This window comes from Cupriavidus sp. GA3-3, assembly GCF_000389805.1.
GTDB lineage: Bacteria > Pseudomonadota > Gammaproteobacteria > Burkholderiales > Burkholderiaceae > Cupriavidus > Cupriavidus necator_D.
Genome location: NZ_KB944503.1, coordinates 91,958 through 112,635, shown reverse-complemented (window position 1 = coordinate 112,635; position 20,678 = coordinate 91,958). Strand labels below are relative to the sequence as shown.

7 protein-coding genes and 1 tRNA gene are annotated in these 20,678 nt (G+C 65.4%); 5 read left to right on the top strand and 3 right to left on the bottom strand.

Annotated elements, in window-relative coordinates:
• Positions 1-104: 104 nt before the first annotated feature.
• Both C265_RS27175 and C265_RS31880 read left to right on the top strand, forming a co-directional pair.
• Entirely contained in the window at positions 105-356 is a 252-nt protein-coding gene (locus C265_RS27175; protein WP_010809334.1) for a hypothetical protein, read from the top strand.
• Between the two features lie 175 nt (positions 357-531).
• Positions 532-678 carry a DUF3096 domain-containing protein gene (locus C265_RS31880; protein ID WP_010809333.1) on the top strand — a complete coding sequence of 49 codons (147 nt, stop codon included), beginning with the start codon at positions 532-534 and terminating at the stop codon, positions 676-678.
• Between the two features lie 119 nt (positions 679-797).
• Here the strand turns inward: C265_RS31880 and C265_RS27170 are convergent.
• The 3 genes from C265_RS27170 to C265_RS31875 all read right to left on the bottom strand — a co-directional run bounded on the left by C265_RS27170 (position 798) and on the right by C265_RS31875 (position 1,888).
• Positions 798-873 (bottom strand) — tRNA-Met (locus C265_RS27170).
• 305 nt (positions 874-1,178) lie between these two features.
• A complete protein-coding gene (locus C265_RS27165) occupies positions 1,179-1,715 on the bottom strand; it encodes a DUF3016 domain-containing protein (RefSeq protein ID WP_011617177.1) in 537 nt (178 codons plus the stop codon).
• The gene (locus C265_RS31875) at positions 1,664-1,888 is read right to left on the bottom strand and encodes a LysR family transcriptional regulator (RefSeq protein WP_081050151.1); all 225 of its coding nucleotides are present in this window, start codon (positions 1,886-1,888) and stop codon (positions 1,664-1,666) included. Before C265_RS31875 ends, C265_RS27165 begins: the two co-directional genes overlap by 52 nt.
• A 149-nt stretch (positions 1,889-2,037) precedes the next feature.
• Between C265_RS31875 and C265_RS27160 the strand changes: the two genes are divergently transcribed.
• The 3 genes from C265_RS27160 to C265_RS27155 are packed head-to-tail and all read left to right on the top strand — an operon-like array spanning position 2,038 to position 20,658.
• The gene (locus C265_RS27160; RefSeq protein ID WP_010809331.1) at positions 2,038-9,972 is read left to right on the top strand and encodes a SpvB/TcaC N-terminal domain-containing protein; all 7,935 of its coding nucleotides are present in this window, start codon (positions 2,038-2,040) and stop codon (positions 9,970-9,972) included.
• Between the two features lie 56 nt (positions 9,973-10,028).
• Positions 10,029-10,388, top strand: a complete 360-nt coding sequence (locus C265_RS32375; RefSeq protein WP_136227862.1) for a hypothetical protein — start codon at positions 10,029-10,031, stop codon at positions 10,386-10,388.
• A 49-nt stretch (positions 10,389-10,437) separates the two neighbouring features.
• Positions 10,438-20,658, top strand: a complete 10,221-nt coding sequence (locus tag C265_RS27155; protein WP_010809330.1) for a neuraminidase-like domain-containing protein — start codon at positions 10,438-10,440, stop codon at positions 20,656-20,658.
• The last annotated feature ends 20 nt before the right edge of the window (positions 20,659-20,678 follow it).

The window sequence follows — 20,678 nt, the reverse complement described above, 5'->3', positions numbered from 1 at the left end:
CCGAGCCATCGCACCGCGGGCGAAATGGCAAAGGCGGCCAGCCGACGGGCCGCCCTTGGCCGCTTCGGCCTTTCCTCGTTACATGTCGGCATCAGGAGACACCCATGCTGGAGACGATGCTGAATCAGTTCCCTCCGCTGGAGCAGGAAGCTTTCCGCGAGACCTGTCTGCGTAACGGGGTCGCACCCGACGGATTTACCGTAACAGCGGTTGAAGACGCTGCAGGCGCTGGGCCGCCACGCAGGCGCACCGTCTCGGTAGGCTTCGGAAGGGAAATCCGCCAATACGACGGAAACCTGGGTGCGCAATGGACTGTCGATTTCGAGGACGACCTGCGATCGCGTGTGTTCGGCTGAGCTTTGCCTCTCTGCGCCACCGTTTTCATAGCTCGAGCACCGGAGCAAATCATGGCGGACTGATGGCAGGCATCAGCCTCGAAGCCACTAAGGTCACGAAGCTGGCTGCCATGTAACCACCAACAGCCGCCCCCAGGAGCGCCCGACAGATCAACCCCAATCACACAGGCCCATCATGGACTTCATTACCAGCGCCGGCCCGCTAATCTCGTTGATCGCCGGCATCCTTATTCTTGTCATTCCGCGGCTGCTTAACTATATCGTCGCCATTTACCTCATTGTCATCGGCCTGCTCGGACTGTTTGGCGGGCACCTGCGCTGAGCGGGCCGGGGCCTGCGTCTGGTCGGGAGCTTGCCGGGTGTGCGGACGCCCCCCTCACCATCTTCCGGCATGAAAGCAAAAGCCCCGCGCGGATAGCTCCGGCGGGGCCTGGGCGAATATGGTTGCGGGGGCAGGACTTGAACCTGCGACCTTCGGGTTATGAGCCCGACGAGCTGCCAACTGCTCCACCCCGCGGGGCGAAATATACGCGGGTTGGCAGCACTTGGATACCCCTATTCCAAAAAACTGTGCAGATTGCCGAGCAGGTCTTCTCGGGGCGACTGCTTTTGACACTGTCATGAACGGGCCGCCACGAACGCGTCAGCCGCCCTGCCCGCGCTACCGGAGCGTCCACCCGATCCGGGCAAGACCGGCTGCGCGGCGCTGCCATCGAACCATTCGCCATTCTTTGCGCCGGCGCCTGAGCCCGCGATCAAGGCCGGGGTCGGCGCAATGAGCCAGGCCGTCTTGTCGGCGCTGGCGCAACGGAAGGCAGCCAATCAGGCGTGATCGCTCTGGCGCGCCGGGATCTTGCGTGTCACGGCTTCGTCGAACCAACGGTCCATCATCGCTTTCTCGTAGCGCAGCCTGTCGGTGGGACTGTAGACGTTGACACCCATATTGAAGGTCTGGTCGGCGATACGCTGCTCGCCCCTGCCGATCACGGCTCCATCGCTGCCGCGTAGTTCATAGAGCAGCTTCATGTGCGGCCAGGTGACATCGCGCACCACGCGCAAGTCATAGCCGGGAAAACGCCACGGTTCGAAATGTCCGGCCAGGTCGACATCGAGCACTTCGATGTTCAGCGTATAGCCAGGCGGCAGGTGGCGGGCGGCCAGTTCGTGGAAGTGGGCGCGGATATCGTTCATCACCTGCGCCCTCTCCTTGTCGCTGCCGTACGCGCTGCGATAGGCGGCATCCGTGTATGTCTCGGGATGATTGAAGCTAAGGATCAGGGTTCCGGCCGGCGGCGCAGCAAGAGCGCTCAAAGCGAGGGCTGCCGCGCAGGCAGCCAGCAGACGGAGGGATCTGGCCATGGCAAGCTCCAGAACGGTAGTACGCTCCTTGATTCTAGACCGCCCCGATCGCTTCGGACCATCTGGCTGAGTGCAGGCTGAACCACCCCCAATTTTGCTGCTGCGCCCCTGAAGCTTTGCTCCCTCGCGATGCTTGCGAAGGCAGCAAGCTCATCCGGGTATCCGGGTGCCATCGAACCCGGGAATGTGCAGATCAGAGTTAAACGGCTCGCAGTTGCACTTTGGCCGCGGTCTTCTACGCTGCATCCATTGCAAGGGCCGCCTTCACGTGCGTCTCCGCGCAGGAGCCAAGAACAAAAGCATTACACCGGGAGCGCCTGTCATGATTCCAGGCACGGCAGCGAGCGAGGGTTCAGGCAACCAGGGGACTCAGGGTCAGGCTGCGCCGTCGATCTCGCTGCCCAGGGGCGGCGGCGCGATCCGCGGTCTCGGCGAGAAGTTCGGGGCCAACCCGGTCACCGGCACCGCTTCGATTTCGGTGCCGATCGCAACAAGCCCGGGCCGTTCGGGCTTTGGCCCCCAGCTTTCTCTGAGCTACGATTCAGGCGCGGGCAACGGTCCGTTCGGCTTCGGCTGGAACCTGTCGCTTCCTGCGATCACTCGCAAGACCGATCGGGGGCTTCCGACCTACCTCGACCATGTGGACGCACCCGACGTCTACATGATCTCTGGCACCGAGGACCTGGTCCCGGTGCTCACGAATGCGCAAGGGAAATGGGAGCGGGAGCAGTTGCCCGCGCGCACCGTCAATGGAATGACGTACCGGGTAGACCGTTTCCGGCCGCGCATCGAGGGCTTGTTCGCCCGCATTGAGCGCTGGACCAACCTCGCCGATGCGAGCGACGTGTTCTGGCGCTCCATTTCAAAGAGCAACGTCACTACCTGGTACGGCAGGACAGCCGAAAGCCGCATTGCCGATCCAGCGGACCCAAGCCGCGTCTTCAGCTGGTTGATCTGCCAGAGCCATGATGACAAGGGCAACGTCATTGTCTATGGCTACAAGCCCGAAGACTCGGCGCGGATTCTTGAGGACACGGCCGGCAACGGACTTGCCAGGGCACATGAGCGCAACCGCACGGATGCGTCCCGTTCCGCGCAGCGCTACCTCAAGCGCATTCGTTATGGCCATCGTTCGCCCTACTTCCCGATACTGACGGACGATGCCCCCTGGCCCGAGCCCTCTGATTCGTGCGCGCGCGACGCAAGCAACGCCTGGCTCTTCGAGGTCGTCTTCGACTACGGCGAGCACGACGCCAGCGCGCCGACGCCCGTCGAAACGGGCACGTGGCCCGCGCGCCAGGATCCATTTTCCGCATACCGCGCCGGCTTCGAGTTGCGCACCTACCGGATCTGCCGGCGTGTCCTGATGTTCCACCACTTCCCGGGCGAAGCGGGTGTAGAGCGCGATTGCCTGGTGCGCTCCACCGACTTCAGTTATTCGGACGGCGCCCCCACTGACGTTCACAACCCCATCTACGCGTTCCTGCGCGCGGTCACCCAGACCGGCTATCGTCGGCACAACGGCGGCTACGACCGGCGCAGCTTTCCGCCGTTGGAGTTCGAGTACACCGCGCCGGAGGTGCAGGGTGTGGTGGAGGAAGTGGACCCGGAGAGCCTGGAGAGCGCGCCCATCGGCCTGGACGGCAGCAGCTACCGCTGGACCGACCTGCACGGCGAGGGGCTTGCCGGCATCCTCACCGAGCAGGCTGGGGCCTGGTACTACAAGCGCAATCTCAGCCCGATACCGGAAAGGCTGCCGGGCGGCCAGCAGGAAGTGAGGGCGAAGTTCGCGCCGCTCGAAGCCGTCGCCATGAAGCCCGGTGCCAGCTTGTCCGGCGGCGCGGAGTTCATGGACCTCGCCGGCGACGGCCAGCCCGACGTGGTTGTCATGGAAGGCGCCGCCTCCGGCCTGTACGAGCATGACGAGGCCGAAGGCTGGCAACCCTTCCGTCCTTTCGCCTCGCGCCTGAACCGCAATCTGCGCGATCCGAACCTCAGGTTCGTGGACCTGGACGGCGACGGCCGTGCCGACGTGTTGATCACCGAAGACAATGCCTTTGTCTGGCATGCCTTGCTCGGGGAAGATGGCTTCGGCCCGGCACGGCACGTCGCGCAGGCGCTCGATGAAGAGCAAGGCCCGCGCGTCATCTTTGCCGATGGCACCCAGTCGCTCTACCTGGCCGATCTCTCGGGCGATGGCCTGACCGACATCGTCCGCATCCGCAACGGGGAAGTCTGCTACTGGCCGAACCTGGGCTATGGCCGCTTCGGCGCCAAGATCACGATGGACAACGCGCCCTGGTTCGACCATCCGGGCCAGTTCGACCATCGCTATCTCCGCCTGGCCGACATTGACGGCAGCGGCACCACCGACATCATCTACCTGCACCGCGATGGCGTGCGGCTGTACTTCAACCAGTCCGGCAACGGCTGGAGCCAGCCACACGTGCTGAAGGTGTTCCCGCGCATCGATGACCTGGCAAGCATACTGGCCACCGACCTGCTCGGCAACGGCACGGCCTGCCTGGTCTGGTCATCGGCGCTGCCGGGCGACGCGCGGCGTTCGATGCGCTACGTCAACCTCATGGGCGGGCACAAGCCGCATCTGCTGGTCAGGACCGTCAACAACCTCGGGGCAGAGACCCGCGTCGACTACGCCCCCTCCACCAGGTTCTACCTGCAGGACAAGCGCGACGGAAAGCCGTGGATCACCCGGCTGCCGTTTCCGGTCCACGTGGTCGAGCGCGTGGAAACCTGCGACCATATCAGCCGCAACCGCTTCGTCACCCGCTACGCCTACCACCACGGCTATTTCGACGGCGAGGAACGAGAGTTCCGCGGCTTCGGGATGGTCGAGCAATGGGACACGGAGCAGTTCGCCGCCCTCGCCGGTGGCACTGTCCCGGCAGACAACATCGCCGCCGCATCGCACGTGCCGCCCGTGCACACCAAGAGCTGGTTCCATACCGGCGTCTACCTCGGTCGGGAACGCGTCTCGCGCCACTTCGAGAATGAGTATTTCCGTGAGCCCGGACTGACCGTCGAAACCGCGCGGCCGCTTCTGCTCGATGACACCATCGTCCCGCCTGGCCTGACCCTGGAAGAAGAGCGCGAAGCCTGCCGCACCCTCAAGGGCTCGATGCTGCGCCAGGAGGTCTATGCCGATGACGCCGACCACCCCGGCGCCACGCCGGATCAGGTCCAGCGTGCCCGTACGCCCTACACCGTCACCGAGCAGAACTTCAGCATCCGCGCCTTGCAGCCCCGTGGCGCCAATCGCCACGCCGTCTTCTTCACCCACCCCTGCGAGTCCCTCAGCTACCACTACGAGCGCAACCCAGCCGACCCGCGCATCCAGCACGCGCTGACGCTGGAGGTCGATGACTACGGCAACGTGCTCAAGCAAGCGGCTATCGGCTACGGACGCCGCGCTTCACCGCTGTCGACGCAGTGGGATCGCGAACGGCAGACAACATCGCTGCTCACCTACACCGAAAACCGTGTCACCAATGCCATTGAGTCATCCGACACGCGCCGTAACCCACTGCCTTGCGAGGCGATCACGTTCGAGCTGACGGGCTACGCCGCCACTGGTGCGGACGGTCGCTACCAAGCCACGGACTTCGTCGAGCCCGATCCTGCCGCTGCCGGCCGGCTACGCCACAAGGTCACCGCACCAGATGTCGCTTACGAGGCCACAGCCGCCGGCAGCCAGCGCCGCCGCCCGATCGAATGGCTGCGCACCCTCTACCGGCGCGACAATCTAAACGGCCTCTTGCCGCTCGGAGAATCGCAGTCGTTTGGCCTGCCCGGCGAAAGCTACAAGCTCGCCTTCACCCCAGGCCTGATCGAACAGGCCTTTCAGCGTCCGCGCCAAGGGCAGGCGGCCGAACCCCTGCTGCCCGATCCGGCGGCCGTCCTTGGCGGACAGGCCGGCAACCGGGGCGGTTACCTTCGAAGCCAGACCCTCAAGACGGACAGCCGCTTCCCCGCGAGCGACGCGGACGATCACTGGTGGATGCCCTCGGGGCAGGCCTTCTTCAGCACGGATCCTGCCGACAACGCCGCCACCGAACTGGCGCAGGCGCGGCAGCACTTCTTTCGGCCGCGTCGCTACCGCGACCCCTTCGGCCAGAACGCCTTCGTCGACTTCGACGCCCACGACCTGCTGATGGTCGAAACCCGCGACGCGCTCGGCAACCGCGTCACGGTGGACAGCAACGATTGCCGCGTCCTGCAGCCGCGCCTGGTCAGCGATCCCAACCGCAACCAGACCGAAGTCGCTTTTGACACGCTCGGCATGGTGGTCGGCACTGCCGTGATGGGCAAGCCGCTGCCCGCACAGATGGAAGGTGACACACTGGCTGGTTTTGTCACCGACCTCACGCAAGCTCAGCTCGACGGCTTTGGTGCTGCCGATCCGCACGCCGTCGCAGCCGCGCTGCTGAAAGACGCTACCACGCGCATCGTCTACGACCTCGACCGCTTCCGCCGCACGCGGCTGGCCCACCCCAACGACCCGACGAAGTGGCAGCCCGCCTGCGCCGCGACGCTCGCGCGCGAAACCCACGCGAGCAGCCCGCTGCCGCCCCAGGGCCTGAAGATCCAGCTCAGCTTCTCCTACTCCGACGGCTTCGGCCGTGAGATCCAGAAGAAGATCCAGGCCGAGCCGGGACCGCTGGATGTCAGCAACCTAGCCGCGCCCATCGTCAATCCACGCTGGGTTGGCAGCGGCTGGGCCATCTTCAACAACAAAGGCAAGCCGGTCCGCCAGTACGAGCCCTTCTTCAGCGCCACGCATGACTACGAATTCGGCATCATGGTCGGCGTCAGCCCGGTGCTGTTCTACGACCCGGCCGAGCGTGTCATCGCGACGCTGCACCCGAACCACACCTACGAGAAGGTGGTATTCGACCCCTGGCAGCAGACCACCTACGACGTCAACGACACCTGTGCCGCGCGCAACGCCCAGACCGGTGACCCTCGCACCGACGCTGATATCCGCGGCTACGTCGCCGAGTTCTTCAAGGCCCCGCCAGCCAATCCCGCGCAGCCTTGGCAAACCTGGTATGTACAACGCATTGGCGGCGCCCTGGGAGCGGACGAGCGTAACGCTGCCCAACGGGCTGCAGCACATGCCGACACGCCCACCACCGCGCATTTCGATGTGCTCGGCCGCCCCTTTCTCACCGTGGCGCGCAACCGCGTCGTGTGCCTCGGTCACGACCTCGACGGCGGCGAGGACAGCTTCGCCACCCGCGTCGAGCTGGATATCGAAGGCAACCAGCGCGCCATGCGCGACGCCATCCGGCAGGCGGGCGACCCGCTCGGTCGCATCGTCATGCGCTACGCCTACGACATGCTTGGCAACCGCATCCACCAGCTCAGCATGGAAGCCGGCGCGCTCTGGATGCTCAACGAGGTGGGCGGCAAACCCATCCGAGCCTGGGACAGCCGCGGCCACAACTTCACCACTGGCTACGACTTGCTGCGCCGCCCCGTCGAGCAGACCGTGCGCGGCACGACCAACGAGTCCGATCCGCGCACCCTGAATCGCGAGATCCTGGTCGACAAGATCGAGTACGGGGAGACACTGGGCAACGCCGAAGTGCTCAACTTGCGCACCCGCATTTATCGCCACTTCGATTCGGCCCACGTCGCGACCAATGCGCGAGTGGATGCCAACAGCAATCCGACCGATGCGTACGACTTCAAGGGCAATTTGCTGTACAGCACGCGGCAACTGGTCAGCGACTACACCGCCATCCCCGACTGGCTGCGCGACCCGAAGCTCGACGTCGAAACCTTCGAGGCCGGCACCTGTTACGACGCACTCAACCGTCCCATCCAGTCCATCGCGCCGCGCAGCAGCTTGGGGCGCGGCAAGTTCAACGTCATCCAGCCGGTGTTCAACGAGGCCAACCTGCTGGAGCGGGTGGACGTGTGGCTGGAACGCGCTGCCGAACCTGCTGCACTACTCGACCCGGCCAACGAGGCCCCATCGCTGGTCGGCGTCGCCGACATCGACTACGACGCAAAGGGCCAGCGCCTGCTCATCGATTACAAGAACGGCGCCAGCACCTTCTACCGCTACGACCCGCTCACCTTCCGCCTCACCCAACTGCTGACCAAGCGCAAGGCGGCGGACTTCCCTGGCGACGATCCGCAGCAGCCCGGTGCCGGCTGGCCGGGCAAGCAGGTGCAGAACCTGCACTACACCTACGACCCGGCCGGCAACATCACCCACATCCAGGACGACGCGCAGCAGACCATCTACTTCCGGAACAAGCGCGTCGAACCGAGCAACGACTACGTCTACGACGCCCTCTACCGCCTGATCCAGGCCACCGGCCGCGAACACCTCGGTCAATTGGCAAGCGGCGAGCGAAAGCCGCCAACGGCACCCGATGGATCCAACGCCTTCCACACAGGACTCGACCACCCCGGCAACGGCAACGCCATGGGCACGTACATCGAGCGCTATGTGTACGACGCCGTCGGCAACTTCCTGCAAATGCAGCATCGCGGCAACGACCCGGCGCATCCGGGCTGGACACGCGCCTACGACTATCTCGAAGCCAGTCTGATCGAAGACGGCAACGGCGGTGCGCTGCTCAAGACCAGGAACCGCCTGACCCGTACCACGTTGAACCCGGCGGGTAACACGCCGCAGCCGGAAACCTACCTGCACGACGTTCACGGCAACATGCTGCGCATGCCGCACCTGGGCGGCGGCCTGCTCGGGCCCAACATGCACTGGGACTACAAGGATCAGTTGCGCCAGACCGACCTGGGCGGTGGCGGCGCGGCTTGGTACGTCTACGACGCCTCAGGCCAGCGCGTGCGCAAGGTGTGGGAGAAAGCGCCGGGCCTTACCGAAGAGCGCATCTACCTCGGCGGCTTCGAGATCTTCCGCAAGCACGTCGGCCCCATTGACGCCAACACCGCCACCCTGGAGCGCGAGACGCTGCACGTGATGGACGACAAGCAGCGCATTGCGGTGGTGGAGACGCGGACGTTTGACTCGGCGGGCGGCGACCACGCACCCCGGCAACTGATCCGCTACCAGTTCGGCAACCACCTCGGCTCAGCCAGCCTGGAACTGGATGAACAGGCGCAGATCATTTCCTACGAGGAATACGCACCCTACGGTAGTTCGACCTATCAGGCCGTACGCAGCCAGACCGAGACAGCGAAACGGTATCGGTATACCGGCAAGGAGCAGGATGAGGAGAGCGGGTTGTACTACCACGGGGCGAGGTATTACGCGCCGTGGCTCGGGCGATGGACGGCCTGCGATCCGGCAGGCGAGGAGGAGGGTCCCAACCTCTACCAATACTGCTTCGGCAATCCGACGGGCTTCGTCGATCCTGACGGCCAGAGCGGCAAAAAGCTCGCCATTGTCATGCACAATGAATCCAAGCCGGCGGGAAAGGAACTCCCCCGACCTAAGGAGCCCATAAAGCCCCAGAAGCCGACGATCAAAGCCCCCGGAAAAAATGCTTCAGATAAAGAGAAGGCGAAATACGAAAAAGATAAGAACAAAGCTGAGAAAGCATTCGTGGAAAGCATGAAAAAGTATGAAGAAGCAAAAAAGAAATATTCTTCTGATTTGAAAAAATACGAAGCAAATAAAAAATTGTGGAGTGCTTATCGTCAGTCTCAAAACGAGTATAAGGCGTCTGAGGCCGCGTTGAAAGCCGAAGGCTATGATGTCGTGCAAGTCGATTCCGGCAAAGCGTTACTCGATGCACTCAAGAACGCCGGGTCGATCAAGGAACTCGTGGTCCTATCGCATGGCACACCCTTTGGACTGGGCGGTGAAGGACCTGGCGCCGGCCTATACACCGACAAGCCGCCGGGCGGTGCCACGTTCGACGCCAAGCGTGCGGCCAAACTTTCAGACTTGGAGAAAATGATCAATGACAAGAAGATCGCGTTCGAAAAGGACGCGACCATTGTCTTGGGAATGTGCAGAACCGCTGGCGGCAAAGAAGGTACGCATGTCGGTTCGTCCACATGGACCGGACCGATTGAGGATACCTTCGCTTATCGGCTAGCAAAAATTACTGGCCTTGAAGTCTTCGGCAGCGAAGGTGTTTCATCATACGGCGACGACAAGCGAACATCGACGCCATTGCGCCGTAGCGACATTGGCTGGCATCGATTCACGCAACAGAACAACACCATAAAAACGGAGAGCTTGAAAGGAAAATATTTAAATGTCGTGACTCGCAAAACGAGCGAGAAGCCGTAATGAAATTCCGACTATTGCTCGCATCCTAATCTATACAGATTTGTGAACGGAAATGTATGAAACCAGTTCCTCGCGAGTTCTTTATCGGCCCGATGGACTTTTTCTCCATCCTGCTGCCGGGCGCGCTGCTCACCTGGCTGCCCGAGGGGGCAGGCATCGGCATAGGACCGGGCAAGACTTTCATTGGTTCTGAACCGGGCAACATCCCCAAGGCAGGCCTCGTTGATCCGTTTGCTGGACCATCAAACGAACTGCCGGACTTTAGTCTGGGTCCGGCGATAGCGGTCTGGCCTCCCCCTCCAAGCCCACTACATCAACTCAGGGCCCTTGCTGAGCGCCTTGCTGTGCCTCTGGTCGACCGCGCTTGGCAAATGCTGTGGGGCTCCGGGCCCCAAACGAATACGGCTTCGCCGTGACGTTCTGCGGAACACGCGGATCGGTGAAGTGTTATAGGGGGAATGCGTCATGCCACAAGTCATCCTTGTCCGCCTCGCGCCAATGAAGCCGACCAGCGGCGCCAGTTTCAAGAGCTATCTCAACAACCTGACGATCCGCGCGTTCGACCTGTCGTTCGGCAACTCAGCCGATGGCACGCTGGTTGGGCAGGCGCAGGGGGCCTGGATCCCGAATGCGGGCATCAATGCGGTTGGCCCGGCATTCAATCCCGCCAACCAGCGGATCGTGCAGCACTTCTCCGTATATCCGGTGCAGGTGAACCCATTGCCCGCGCCGCCATTCCCGGACGTACGCCTTGAAGCGGTGGCGACGGCGATCATCGAGCTGACCCCGCCCGCGGCGGAGTTCAACACGACCGATCTGCGCCTCGAGATCAGGCAGGGCACGCAACTCGTTGCCTACGAGCGGCTCGACTTCAACGTGAAGGTCGAGCCGAACGCACCGCTCTCGAACAATCCGCTGACCTACATCGGCGTCGATCCCCCCGCGGTCGTGCTGACGCTGCCGGACCCCGCGGTCGCGCTCGATCCGAATGCCGCCTTCGTTGAGCTGCCGCCCGACGGCACGCCGCCCAAGTTCGTGCCGCTGCGCAATGCGATCAACAAGGTGCTGGCGCAGGACCCGGGCGGCGGCGCCACGCTCGCCAACCGGAGCCCGCTGACCGCGGCGCAGTCGCGCCAGGTCTCGCGCGAGATCATCTGGAACCGCCAGATCGCGCCTCCGCCTGAGCGGCCGAACAACCGCCGGCTCGAGGACATGTATACGCGCCCGCCGACCGACACGTCGTGGAGCGCCGACGAGCGCGACAAGGCGGACATGGACCGGAAGCAGTATGAAGCCAGCCTGCTCGGGTATTACGCACTACAGAACGCCAACGCGGATCGCCTGGCGCAGTACGTCTTCGCCGCGTCAGCCGCGGTGTGGTCCGGACAGCAGAGCGCGAACCCCGGACGCGTTGGCCTGCGCTTCCCGGTGGAACCCGGCCCTCCGCCGGCCCCGGGCGCAACGTTCCGTCGGGCAGACGTCGTGATCGTGAACGATGGCGGGCTGGTCCTGGATTTCCAGGTTCCTGCCGAATACTTCTATGCGCTCTCGGCGGTCCTGGCGACGAACGTCACCGCCCAGGAGCGCTACCGGATGGCCACCGACGATGACGAATCGCGCATCGTTGCGTCCATCAAGGCCGCGCTGGACGCCAATATCATCGCCGCCCCGGCCACGACGCCCGAAAACGCGGCGCGCCGGCTCGCCGCAATCGGCCGGGGCCGCGTGCAGCGCGCCCCGCTCTGTCCGCTCAACGCCAACGTGAACGCGCTGGTCACGGCATGGCTGGCCCAGATGGTGCCGTCGATCGACCCGTTCTGGCAACAGAGCCCGTTCCCGGCCGCGCTGGTACCCGGGCACCTCGACCTGGTACTCGCCGTCATCACGCAGCAGACTGCGGTCACGCCGGCATCTGCCGCGCTGATCGCCGCGATCAAGGGCATCCCGGTCGCCAACGTGGCCCAGCTCAAGGCACGCACGGTCCAGCAGTGGCACGCCTTCTTCCTCCCCGCCAACGTTGGCCTGCTTCCGGACTTCACCAACCCTGGCACGCCCGCGGAGCGGGTCGAGGCGTTCATCCGCCAGTTGCGGAAGTATTTTGAAGTGCTGTCGATCGCGCCGGCGCCGCCTGTGGGCGCGATCGCAAACGCGCTGTCGATTCCGATCGCCGCCGGCGATCCCTTCGCTGCGTTCCTCGCGGCCGCCCCCGGCTTTGCATTTCCGGTGGCGAACTGGGGCGCGCCCGCCATCGTGAACGCGCTGCAGGCCGTGTTCCCCAGCGATGCGGCCGCGCAGGCGTGGCTGCTTGACGCGCTCAAGACCATCGACGAGCTGCTGCGCGCGACCACCGGTGTCGGGCCGGCGGCGCTGCAGTTCTCCTTGCTCGAAGCGCTCTACGCGCGCGGATTCACCTCGCGGGCACAAATCCAGGCGCTGTCGGCCGCCGAGTTCGAGTACGCGCTGACGGGAACGGTGGCCTATCCGTTTGCCGCGGCAATCCAGGCCGCGGCCGGCGGCGCGACGGGCGCTGCACCGCCGGCGCTTCCCGGTCCGTTCACGCCAGTCAATCCGGACGGATCGCTCATCAACTGCATCCCGCCATGGCACCTGTCGCCGCTCGGGCCGGTGACGTATCTGCAGGATCTGCTCGCGACCGGCATCGGCGCCACATGCGAGCATCCGGCGGCAACCGGCGCCACGCTCGCCGACCTGGTCGCGCCGCGCCGTGGTGCGCTCGGCAGCCTTCACGCCACCGCCGCAAACGTCCACACCACGCTGCCGCTGATCGATATCGTCAATGAGAACCTCGAGGACCTCGCCGACAACGGCGCTCCTGGCGTCGTCTATGACACCAGCGCCACGACGCTGGGCGGGCACGCGCTAAGACCCGCCGACGCGGACGACGGCACCGGGCACGCGCCGAATACCCTGTTCGCCGCGCTGCCGGAGCATTCGACGCCGGCAACGCCAGTGAAGAAGCCCGGCGCCTATGTGAAGCTCGCCGGCGATTTTTCCTCGCCGCTGCTGCCCTACTCGCAGCCGCTCGACATTTCGCGCACGTACCTGTGCGGCATGGGAACGTCGCGGTTCGCGACCATGCGCGCGTTCCGCGAAGAGATCACCGAGTTCGCGATCGACGCGAAGCAGGAGGCGGCGGACTTCCAGAAGCATCTGTGGCGGTATCCGGTGCGGATCGAGCTGGCAATCGAGTACCTGCGCCTGTCCCCGGACGAGTACCAGACGCTGTACGTCGATCCAATCGGCCCGGCCGACCTGCTCAAGATGTACGGCTTCCCGTCGGCCACGATCAACGGGGTCGACTGGAAGTCGATCGTCGTGCATGTGCCGGAGTTCCTCAGGCGCACAGGGCTGGATTACTGCGAGTTCCTCGAGCTTTGGAAAGCCAGGTTTGTCGAGTTTGAACGGCAACCGGCCGCGTCAGGGACCGCTGCCGGGCGGACCACGGGCGCCACGGGGACGACGCCGAATGCCGGATTCCCGGATTGCGAACCGTGCTGCCCGGAAGATCTCGTCATCCAGTTCGTCAATCCGCAGGCGCCTGAAGATGCGCTGCGGCGGCTGATCGTCTTCATCCGCCTGTGGCGATCGCTCAGGTGCCTGCCCGGCGCGGGCTACAGCTTTGCGGATCTGCGCGACATCAGTCTGGTGCTCGGCCTGTTCCAGGGTGCGAACGTCAACCCGGTGTTCATCCGCCAGCTGGCCGCCTTCCAGATCCTGCGAGACGACTGGCGGCTCGTGCTGGGCACCGACCCGGACGCGGCACCGGACGCAACCGGATCGGCTCGCACACGCCTGCTTGGCCTGTGGGCCGCCGCGCCCGCCGCGTCGTTCGACTGGGCCGTGGACCATCTGCTCGGGCGTATCGAGGACCGCGCCGAGCGCGGGCACGCGCCCGGCCGGCGTCCGGGCAGCCACCGCCGCCATCGTCCGCCCGAGTTCATCAAGATCCTGCGCGACAACCTCGACACGCTGTCGCTGCTGAGCGGCTTCGATCCGGTCGCGAGGCCGTGGAATGCACAACCGTCCGGCACCCTGCGCTTCACGGAAATCCTGGCCAAGGTCTATGGCTCGTGGTTCACCACCGGCGAGCTGCTGTACCTGTTCTCGGTCGACCAGCATCTCGACGGCGACGATCCCTTCTGCCAGCAGGACAAGAACGAAGCGCTCGATCAGCCGTTCGACTTCCCGGAGGAAGGGCATCCGCACGACCTGTGGTGCCTGCGGCGCAAGCTGCTGGACGTCCACGCAACGGAAGAGGAAATCGCCGCGCTGACCTGGACCGCTCTCGTCACCGCGATGCGGACCGACTTCGGGTACGAGCCTGCGCCGGGCACCGATCCGCTGCGCGAGCTTGGGGAGCATTTCTTCCCAGGAATGCTTGCTGACGCGGGATTTCCGGTCAGTCCGCAGGCGCGCCAGTATCGCTCAGCCCTCGGGGCCACCGTCGCGAGCATGTGGAACCACCCGCATCCCGGACCGTTCCAGTACGATGCCGTCGCCAAGGAATTGGCGACGTCCCTGCCGCTCCTCGACCAGGACGTGCTGTTCAAGCTCAATGCGATCGAACAGTTGACGCACGCCGAGCGCAAGGCGGTGCAACAATTGTACTTCGCCCCGCGTGCCGAGCTCGCGCGGTTCTCGTTCCTGTTCCCCAGCCTCGCCGCCGCTGAACAAGCGCTGGTCCAGGAAGCGGATGAGACCCGGCGCTGGGAATACTTCCGCTGCGCGTTCGTGGAGTTCTCACGCCGCGCGCGCATCGTCGCGGAGCACCTTGCCGCGCATGTGGGCTACGCCTCCGACGGCACCGACGCGGAAGCCGATCTGGCGTGGCTGATCCTTCTCCGCCTGCTCGGCGACGAGAACAAGGCAGCGTCGGCGTGGGAGCAGGATAACGGCAAGCCGCCCGCCAGCTTCTCATGGCCGTTGCCAGCGGGCGGTGCCTTTGCCGCCCTGACCGGCCTTACCGGCACCGGACTGCTCGGTGAGGTGAAAGGCGCGAGCGGGAGTTCATGGCCCGAACTGCGCGGACCGATGACGGCGTTCTCGCAGGCGGGCAACGCCTGGAATGCGCCGCTTCCCGGGGTCGTGCCGGACCTGGATTTCACACTGCCGCCGGCGGCACTGAAGTTCGCCGTATTGCGCAACGGCCTGGCGATCCGCGAGTCAGACGGGCAGCCGCTGGCGGGCGCCGAAGGCTACACCGCACGCTGGACCGGCGTGCTCATCGTCGAGACATCGGGCACGTACACATTCTTCGCCGGCGCACCGGCACCGGACTGCGATGCGCCCGATTTCGAGGCGTGCAGCCACAACAAATGGCGCGTCAACCTGCGGCGCGGCCAGAAGACGTTCCGACTGCTGAACTACGGTTGGGCGGACGAGCCGGCGGCGGACCGTGCGTCCGGCCCGCTGCATCTGAAGCGCGGCGCCTACTTCATCGATATCGACTTCGAGGAATCGCCACCCGAGTTCGACGAGAAGCAGGAGCTGGCGCGCGCCCGCACCGGCTTCACGGTGAAGTACCAGGGCCCGGACACCGATGACTGCATTGCGGAGCTGCCGGCCGAGCGCCTGTATCGCGACGTCTCACCGGGTGAGCTGACCAGCGCGCAGGCGGCGGTGCCGTCGGCAAAGGCGTATCTGGCCCTGCAGTACACCAGCAGCCTGCGCGACATCCGCCGCACCTACCAGCGCGCATTCAAGGCGCTGCTGTTCTGCCACCGGCTGCGACTGTCGGCACGCCTGGTGGCGCGGGCAAACGTTTCCGAGGCCGAGTACATGCTGTCGTCGCCAGGCCTGTTTGCCGGCTTCACCTACGTTCCCGGCACCCCGTATACATCGCACCGCGCGTATCTGGACTTCAATTTCCTGCCGGTTGGCGACACCTACAATGGCGATCCGGAGCGCAAGCCACCGGCGCCGCTCGACCAGCGCGCGACGCCGTCGGTCAAGCGCCGGCAGGCGCTCTTCGACTGGTTCGAGCGCGTCCATGACTACACGGTGATGCGGCGGGCGGTCCAGCAACGGGCTGAGCGCCTCGCGTGGCTCTGCTTCGTCGAGGCGTCGAACCAGCAGCCCGCCGATCCCGTGCCGCTGCTGATGGACCTTGGCGTCGACATGGATCATGCCGCGCTTGTCCTCGAATTCCACGACGGCGTATCCGTCGATTGGGCCAGGCTGTCGGACGATCGCTGGGCAATCCGCGTCTGGCACGCCGCGTCGTGGGTGAGGCGGCTGCTGAAGGCGTTCGTTCCGCTCGACCTCGCCCAGGCACAGCCCGATGCCTGGGCAGCGAGCGCGCCGGCGGCAATGGCCAGCGGCAACGCGAACCTGACAAGGTTCTACCGCGACGGCATGATCGAGCGCGGCAACCCGCTGCGTTACGCCGACATCGAGCACCTCAACAACCTGCTGCGCGAGCGGGGACGCACCGCGCTGGTCGCGTATCTCACCGGAATGAACCGGGTCCCGCTTCCGTTTGTGCCAGGCGGGTTCGCGACGTCGGCGAAGGATCTCAGCGCGTTGTTGCTGGTCGACGTCGATGCTGGCATTTGCCAGAAGATCAGCCGCATTGAAGAGGCGGTTACGGCGGTGCAGTCGTTCGTGGAACGCGCACGCCTGGCGCAGGAGCCGACCTTCGTGGTGACCCCGGCGTTTGCCTCGGCATGGGACAAGCTTTTTGTGACCTTCCACATCTGGCAGGCCTGCCGCCGCCGCACGCTGTACCAGGAGAACTACGTCGAGTGGACCGAGCACGAACGCGCGCTCCAGGCCGAAGCGTTCCGCTTCCTCGAATCCGAATTGCGGCGCGCCACCTTGACTGCGCCGCAACCCGGCGGCATGGAGTACTGGCCCGGACCCTACTGGCCGGCCCATCCGTCACTGACCGCGCTGCAACATCGCGACCCGTCGCATCTGAAGCAGGTGCCGCAGCCCGAGAACCTCGGGCTGATGGGGCGGCCCGAGCGCCACGCGAGACCCAGCTGGCTGGCGCCGTCGCAGCTCCAGCTGTCTGCCGGCCCGACCCCGGGCACGACGAACAATGTCCCGGGGGCCGCTCGCGGCATGCTCGCCGCTACGGTGCCTGCCAACGCGTCCACAGGAACACCGCCCGGCGCTGAGTCTCCGCAGCTTCCGCTCTGGCTGCAGGCGGCGGTCCGCCTCGGCACGCGGTTCCTGCGCATTGCCGCTGCCGGGGAGCCGCCCGCCACGTCGGCGTTCATGCTGCCGGAGACGTCGGGCTCGGTGTGCTGTGCCGAGTGCGGACGCGTGCATGCGCCGGTCATGGACGAGTACTACTTCTGGCTGGTGAACTCCGAGTACTACGATCCGGGTGTTCTGAATCCCGCCGATCCATCCTTGTTCCAGGACCCGGACTGGGGTGTCGTGCCGCCCGACATGACCTCGGACTGGCATCGCCGTGACCGCCTGCCGCAGCTGCTGGCCTGGCCGCCGCGGCCGATGGTGAAGCTCGCATGGTGCCGCGTGCATAACGGAGAATTCCAGACCCCGCGCATCACCGACGACGGCGCGCATGTCAATCCTGCCGGCGGCGAGCCACAGCTCGAATTCCTGGGCCGCGAGGTTGACTCTCTTCGGTTCCGGATCACGAACGCGGCGGCGCTCCCGCCGGGCCATACGGACCCGTCGCCGTGGGGCTTCCGCTACGACATTACGCCGGATACCGCCGTCGTAACGCCCGAGGTGATCGCGACGCCCCTGGCGCCGGCACCGCTCGCTCCATTGCTGCAGGCATATCCGTTCTTCGTCTATTTCACCTCCGGCGCCCCGCTTGAGCCTTCGCTCTACTCGACCGCGATGACGGTCGCCGGAACGCTGCGCGCCCACTGCCGCTTCGAGGCAGCCCTGAAATGGTACGAGCTCTACTTCGCGCCTGGCGACAAGGACCTGCGCTGGGCGACCTGCCGCACGCCGCAGCCGCCGTCGACCGGGACGATCCCCGGGACCAACGTTCCCGGTGGCTCGAACGAGCCAAATCCGAATACCCCGGCCAATCCCCCACAGCCCGCTGGCCGCGGCATTGCCGCAGCATCGACCCCGCGCGCGGCGGCGTCGACGCGCGGCCGCATGCGCACCGGCCAGGATCCGTGCTGCGACACACTGGTGAGGACGGAGCTTGCGTCCCGGCAGCGAAGCGTCGTCCTGGCGTATCTCGAGACGCTGCTTCAGCATACGCAGGCGGCAATGTGCCGGCATTCCCCCGAGGGCTACGCCATGGCGCGGCTGCGCCTCGACACGCTCTCGAGATTCCTCGGCGAGCGGCCGCGCACGATCTTCGGCCAGGATGATGGCGCCAAAGCGCAGACGGTAACCGCGTTTATCCCGCGGTTCGCCCCGCTCAACCCGCGCCTGATGGAGATCTACGACCGCGTCGCCGACCAGCTGGACGCCCTGCACCGCTGCCTGACGAAGGCGCGGCTGGCGGGCGGCGTCCCCAATCTGGATACCTCATATTGGGGCGACAATCCGGTGCGGCGCGGATGGAAGACCGCGGCCGCGAACTGCCTTGACGACGACGGCTGCTGCTGTCCGCCCAGCCCGTACCGCTTCCCCTTCCTCATCCAGCGCGCGGTGGAGACGGCGAACGAGGTCCGCACGTTTGGCGCCGAGCTGCAGGCCGCATTCGAGAAAGGGGATGCCGAGTTCCTCGCGGCCATGCGTGCCGCGCACGAACGCCAGCTCCTCAACCTGACCGAGGAGATCCGCCGCATGGAATTCCGCGAAGCGGACTGGCAGGTGCAGGCACTGCAGAAGACCAAGCAGGGGGCGCAGGCGCGGCGGCAATATTACAGCGACCTGATCGCGAATGGGTTGATCCCGAAGGAGCAGGCCTACCAGAACCTGACCGGCGTTTCCATGACCACGCGCGCCGCCGGCAACATCGTGGAAGGTGTCGGCCAGGTCATGAACCTGATTCCGGACAATACGACCGGCGTTGCCGGGATCGCGTCCACCCCGGTGTCGGTGTTCCAGATGCCGATCGGCACCAAGCTGGCCCACGCGTTCGCCGCGGCCGCCAGGATTCTCTACACGGTTGCCGATATCAACGGCACGCAGGCCGGCCTGGCACTGACCGAGGGTGGATGGGACCGTCGCGAGGCGGACTGGATCCTCCAGGTCACGGTGCTCGATATCGAGATCCAGCAGATCGAGCGGCAGATCCTTGGCGCCGAGCGGCGCCGCGGCGTGGCGCTGCGCCAGTTGAACAACCTGGTGCAGCAGAAGCAGCAGGCGGCGGAGCTGCAGGACTTCCTGCGCGACAAGTTCACCAATCACGCGCTCTACCTGTTCCTGCAGCAGGAGACAGCGGCGCTGCACCACCAGATGTTCGAGATCGCCTGGTGCTGGGCACGCCAGGCACAACGCGCGTTCCAGCTGGAACGCGAGCTGACCACGCAGACGCAACTGCCACCGGATATCTGGGACGGTCTGCACGAAGGCCTGCTGGCCGGCGAGCGGCTGTCGACGTCGCTGCGCGCAATGGAAAAGGCGTACTACGACCAGAACCGGCGCGAGCAGGAGCTGGTGACGCGGCTGTCGCTGCGGATTGATTTTCCGCTCGCGTTCCTGCAGCTGAAGGCGACAGGCATGTGCGAGATCGAGATTCCCGAATGGCGCCTCGACCGCGAATACCCCGGACACTACCTGCGCCGCGTCAAGAGCGTCAGCCTGACCATCCCCTCTGTCGTGGGCCCTTACACGGGCGTGCACTGCAAGCTGACGCTGCTGAGCAGCGCGACCCGCATCGAGCCCACGCTGCTCGACGTCGAAGACTGCTGCCCTGGCGAATGCACCTGCGGCTGCTGCGAGCGCCGGCGCTACGAGGCGACCAGGGATGATCCGCGCATCGTGAAGCGCTATGGCGCAACCGAAGCGATCGCAACTTCCACCGGGCAGAACGACTCGGGGCTGTTCGAGCTCAATTTCCGCGACGAGCGCTACCTGCCGTTCGAATACGCCGGGGCGGTCAGCCGCTGGCGCATCGAGCTGCCCATCGAGACCAACGCGTTCGACATTGACACGGTAAGCGACCTGATCGTCCAGTTGAGCTACACCGCTCGCGAAGGCGGAGCGCTGCTGCGCAAGGCAAGCTGGGCCGCCGCGTCCTGCCTGCTGCCCGGCGCGGGGCTGCGCTTCTTTGACTGGAAGCAGGACTTCGCCGATGCGTGGCAGCGGTTCAAGGCAGCCGTGCCGGCGGCAGAAATGCCCGGCTGCACGCGTGCGCTCACGCTGCGCATGAGCCGCGGCATGTTCCCGTACCTGCCGGGCCAGCGGCCGGTGCGCATGCGCCGCGTCGAACTGTGGTTCGAGGCCCAAGGCTGCAGCGGCGCGCGCAACCATGAGATCGAGTTCGTGCCAGATCGCGACTGCACATGCGAGGACGACGGCGAAGCGTGCTGCGACCGCTTCTTCCTGACCTGCGTGGCCAGCGAGGATTGGCCGTGCCTCTTCCATGGTGTGATCGAGTACCCGTTCCCGTACCTGAGCGACGAGAGACCGGTCGTGATCGGCGACTTCCTGTTTCCGGAAGACGCCGGTGTGGTACACCGTGCCTATCTGGTGTGCTCGTACGAGGCCGGTCCGCCGGAACGCTGCTTGCCGAAGCTGCCGGCTTGCGACGGCGACTGCATGACGATCTGTTGAAGTAATGCCCGTGCCCGGGC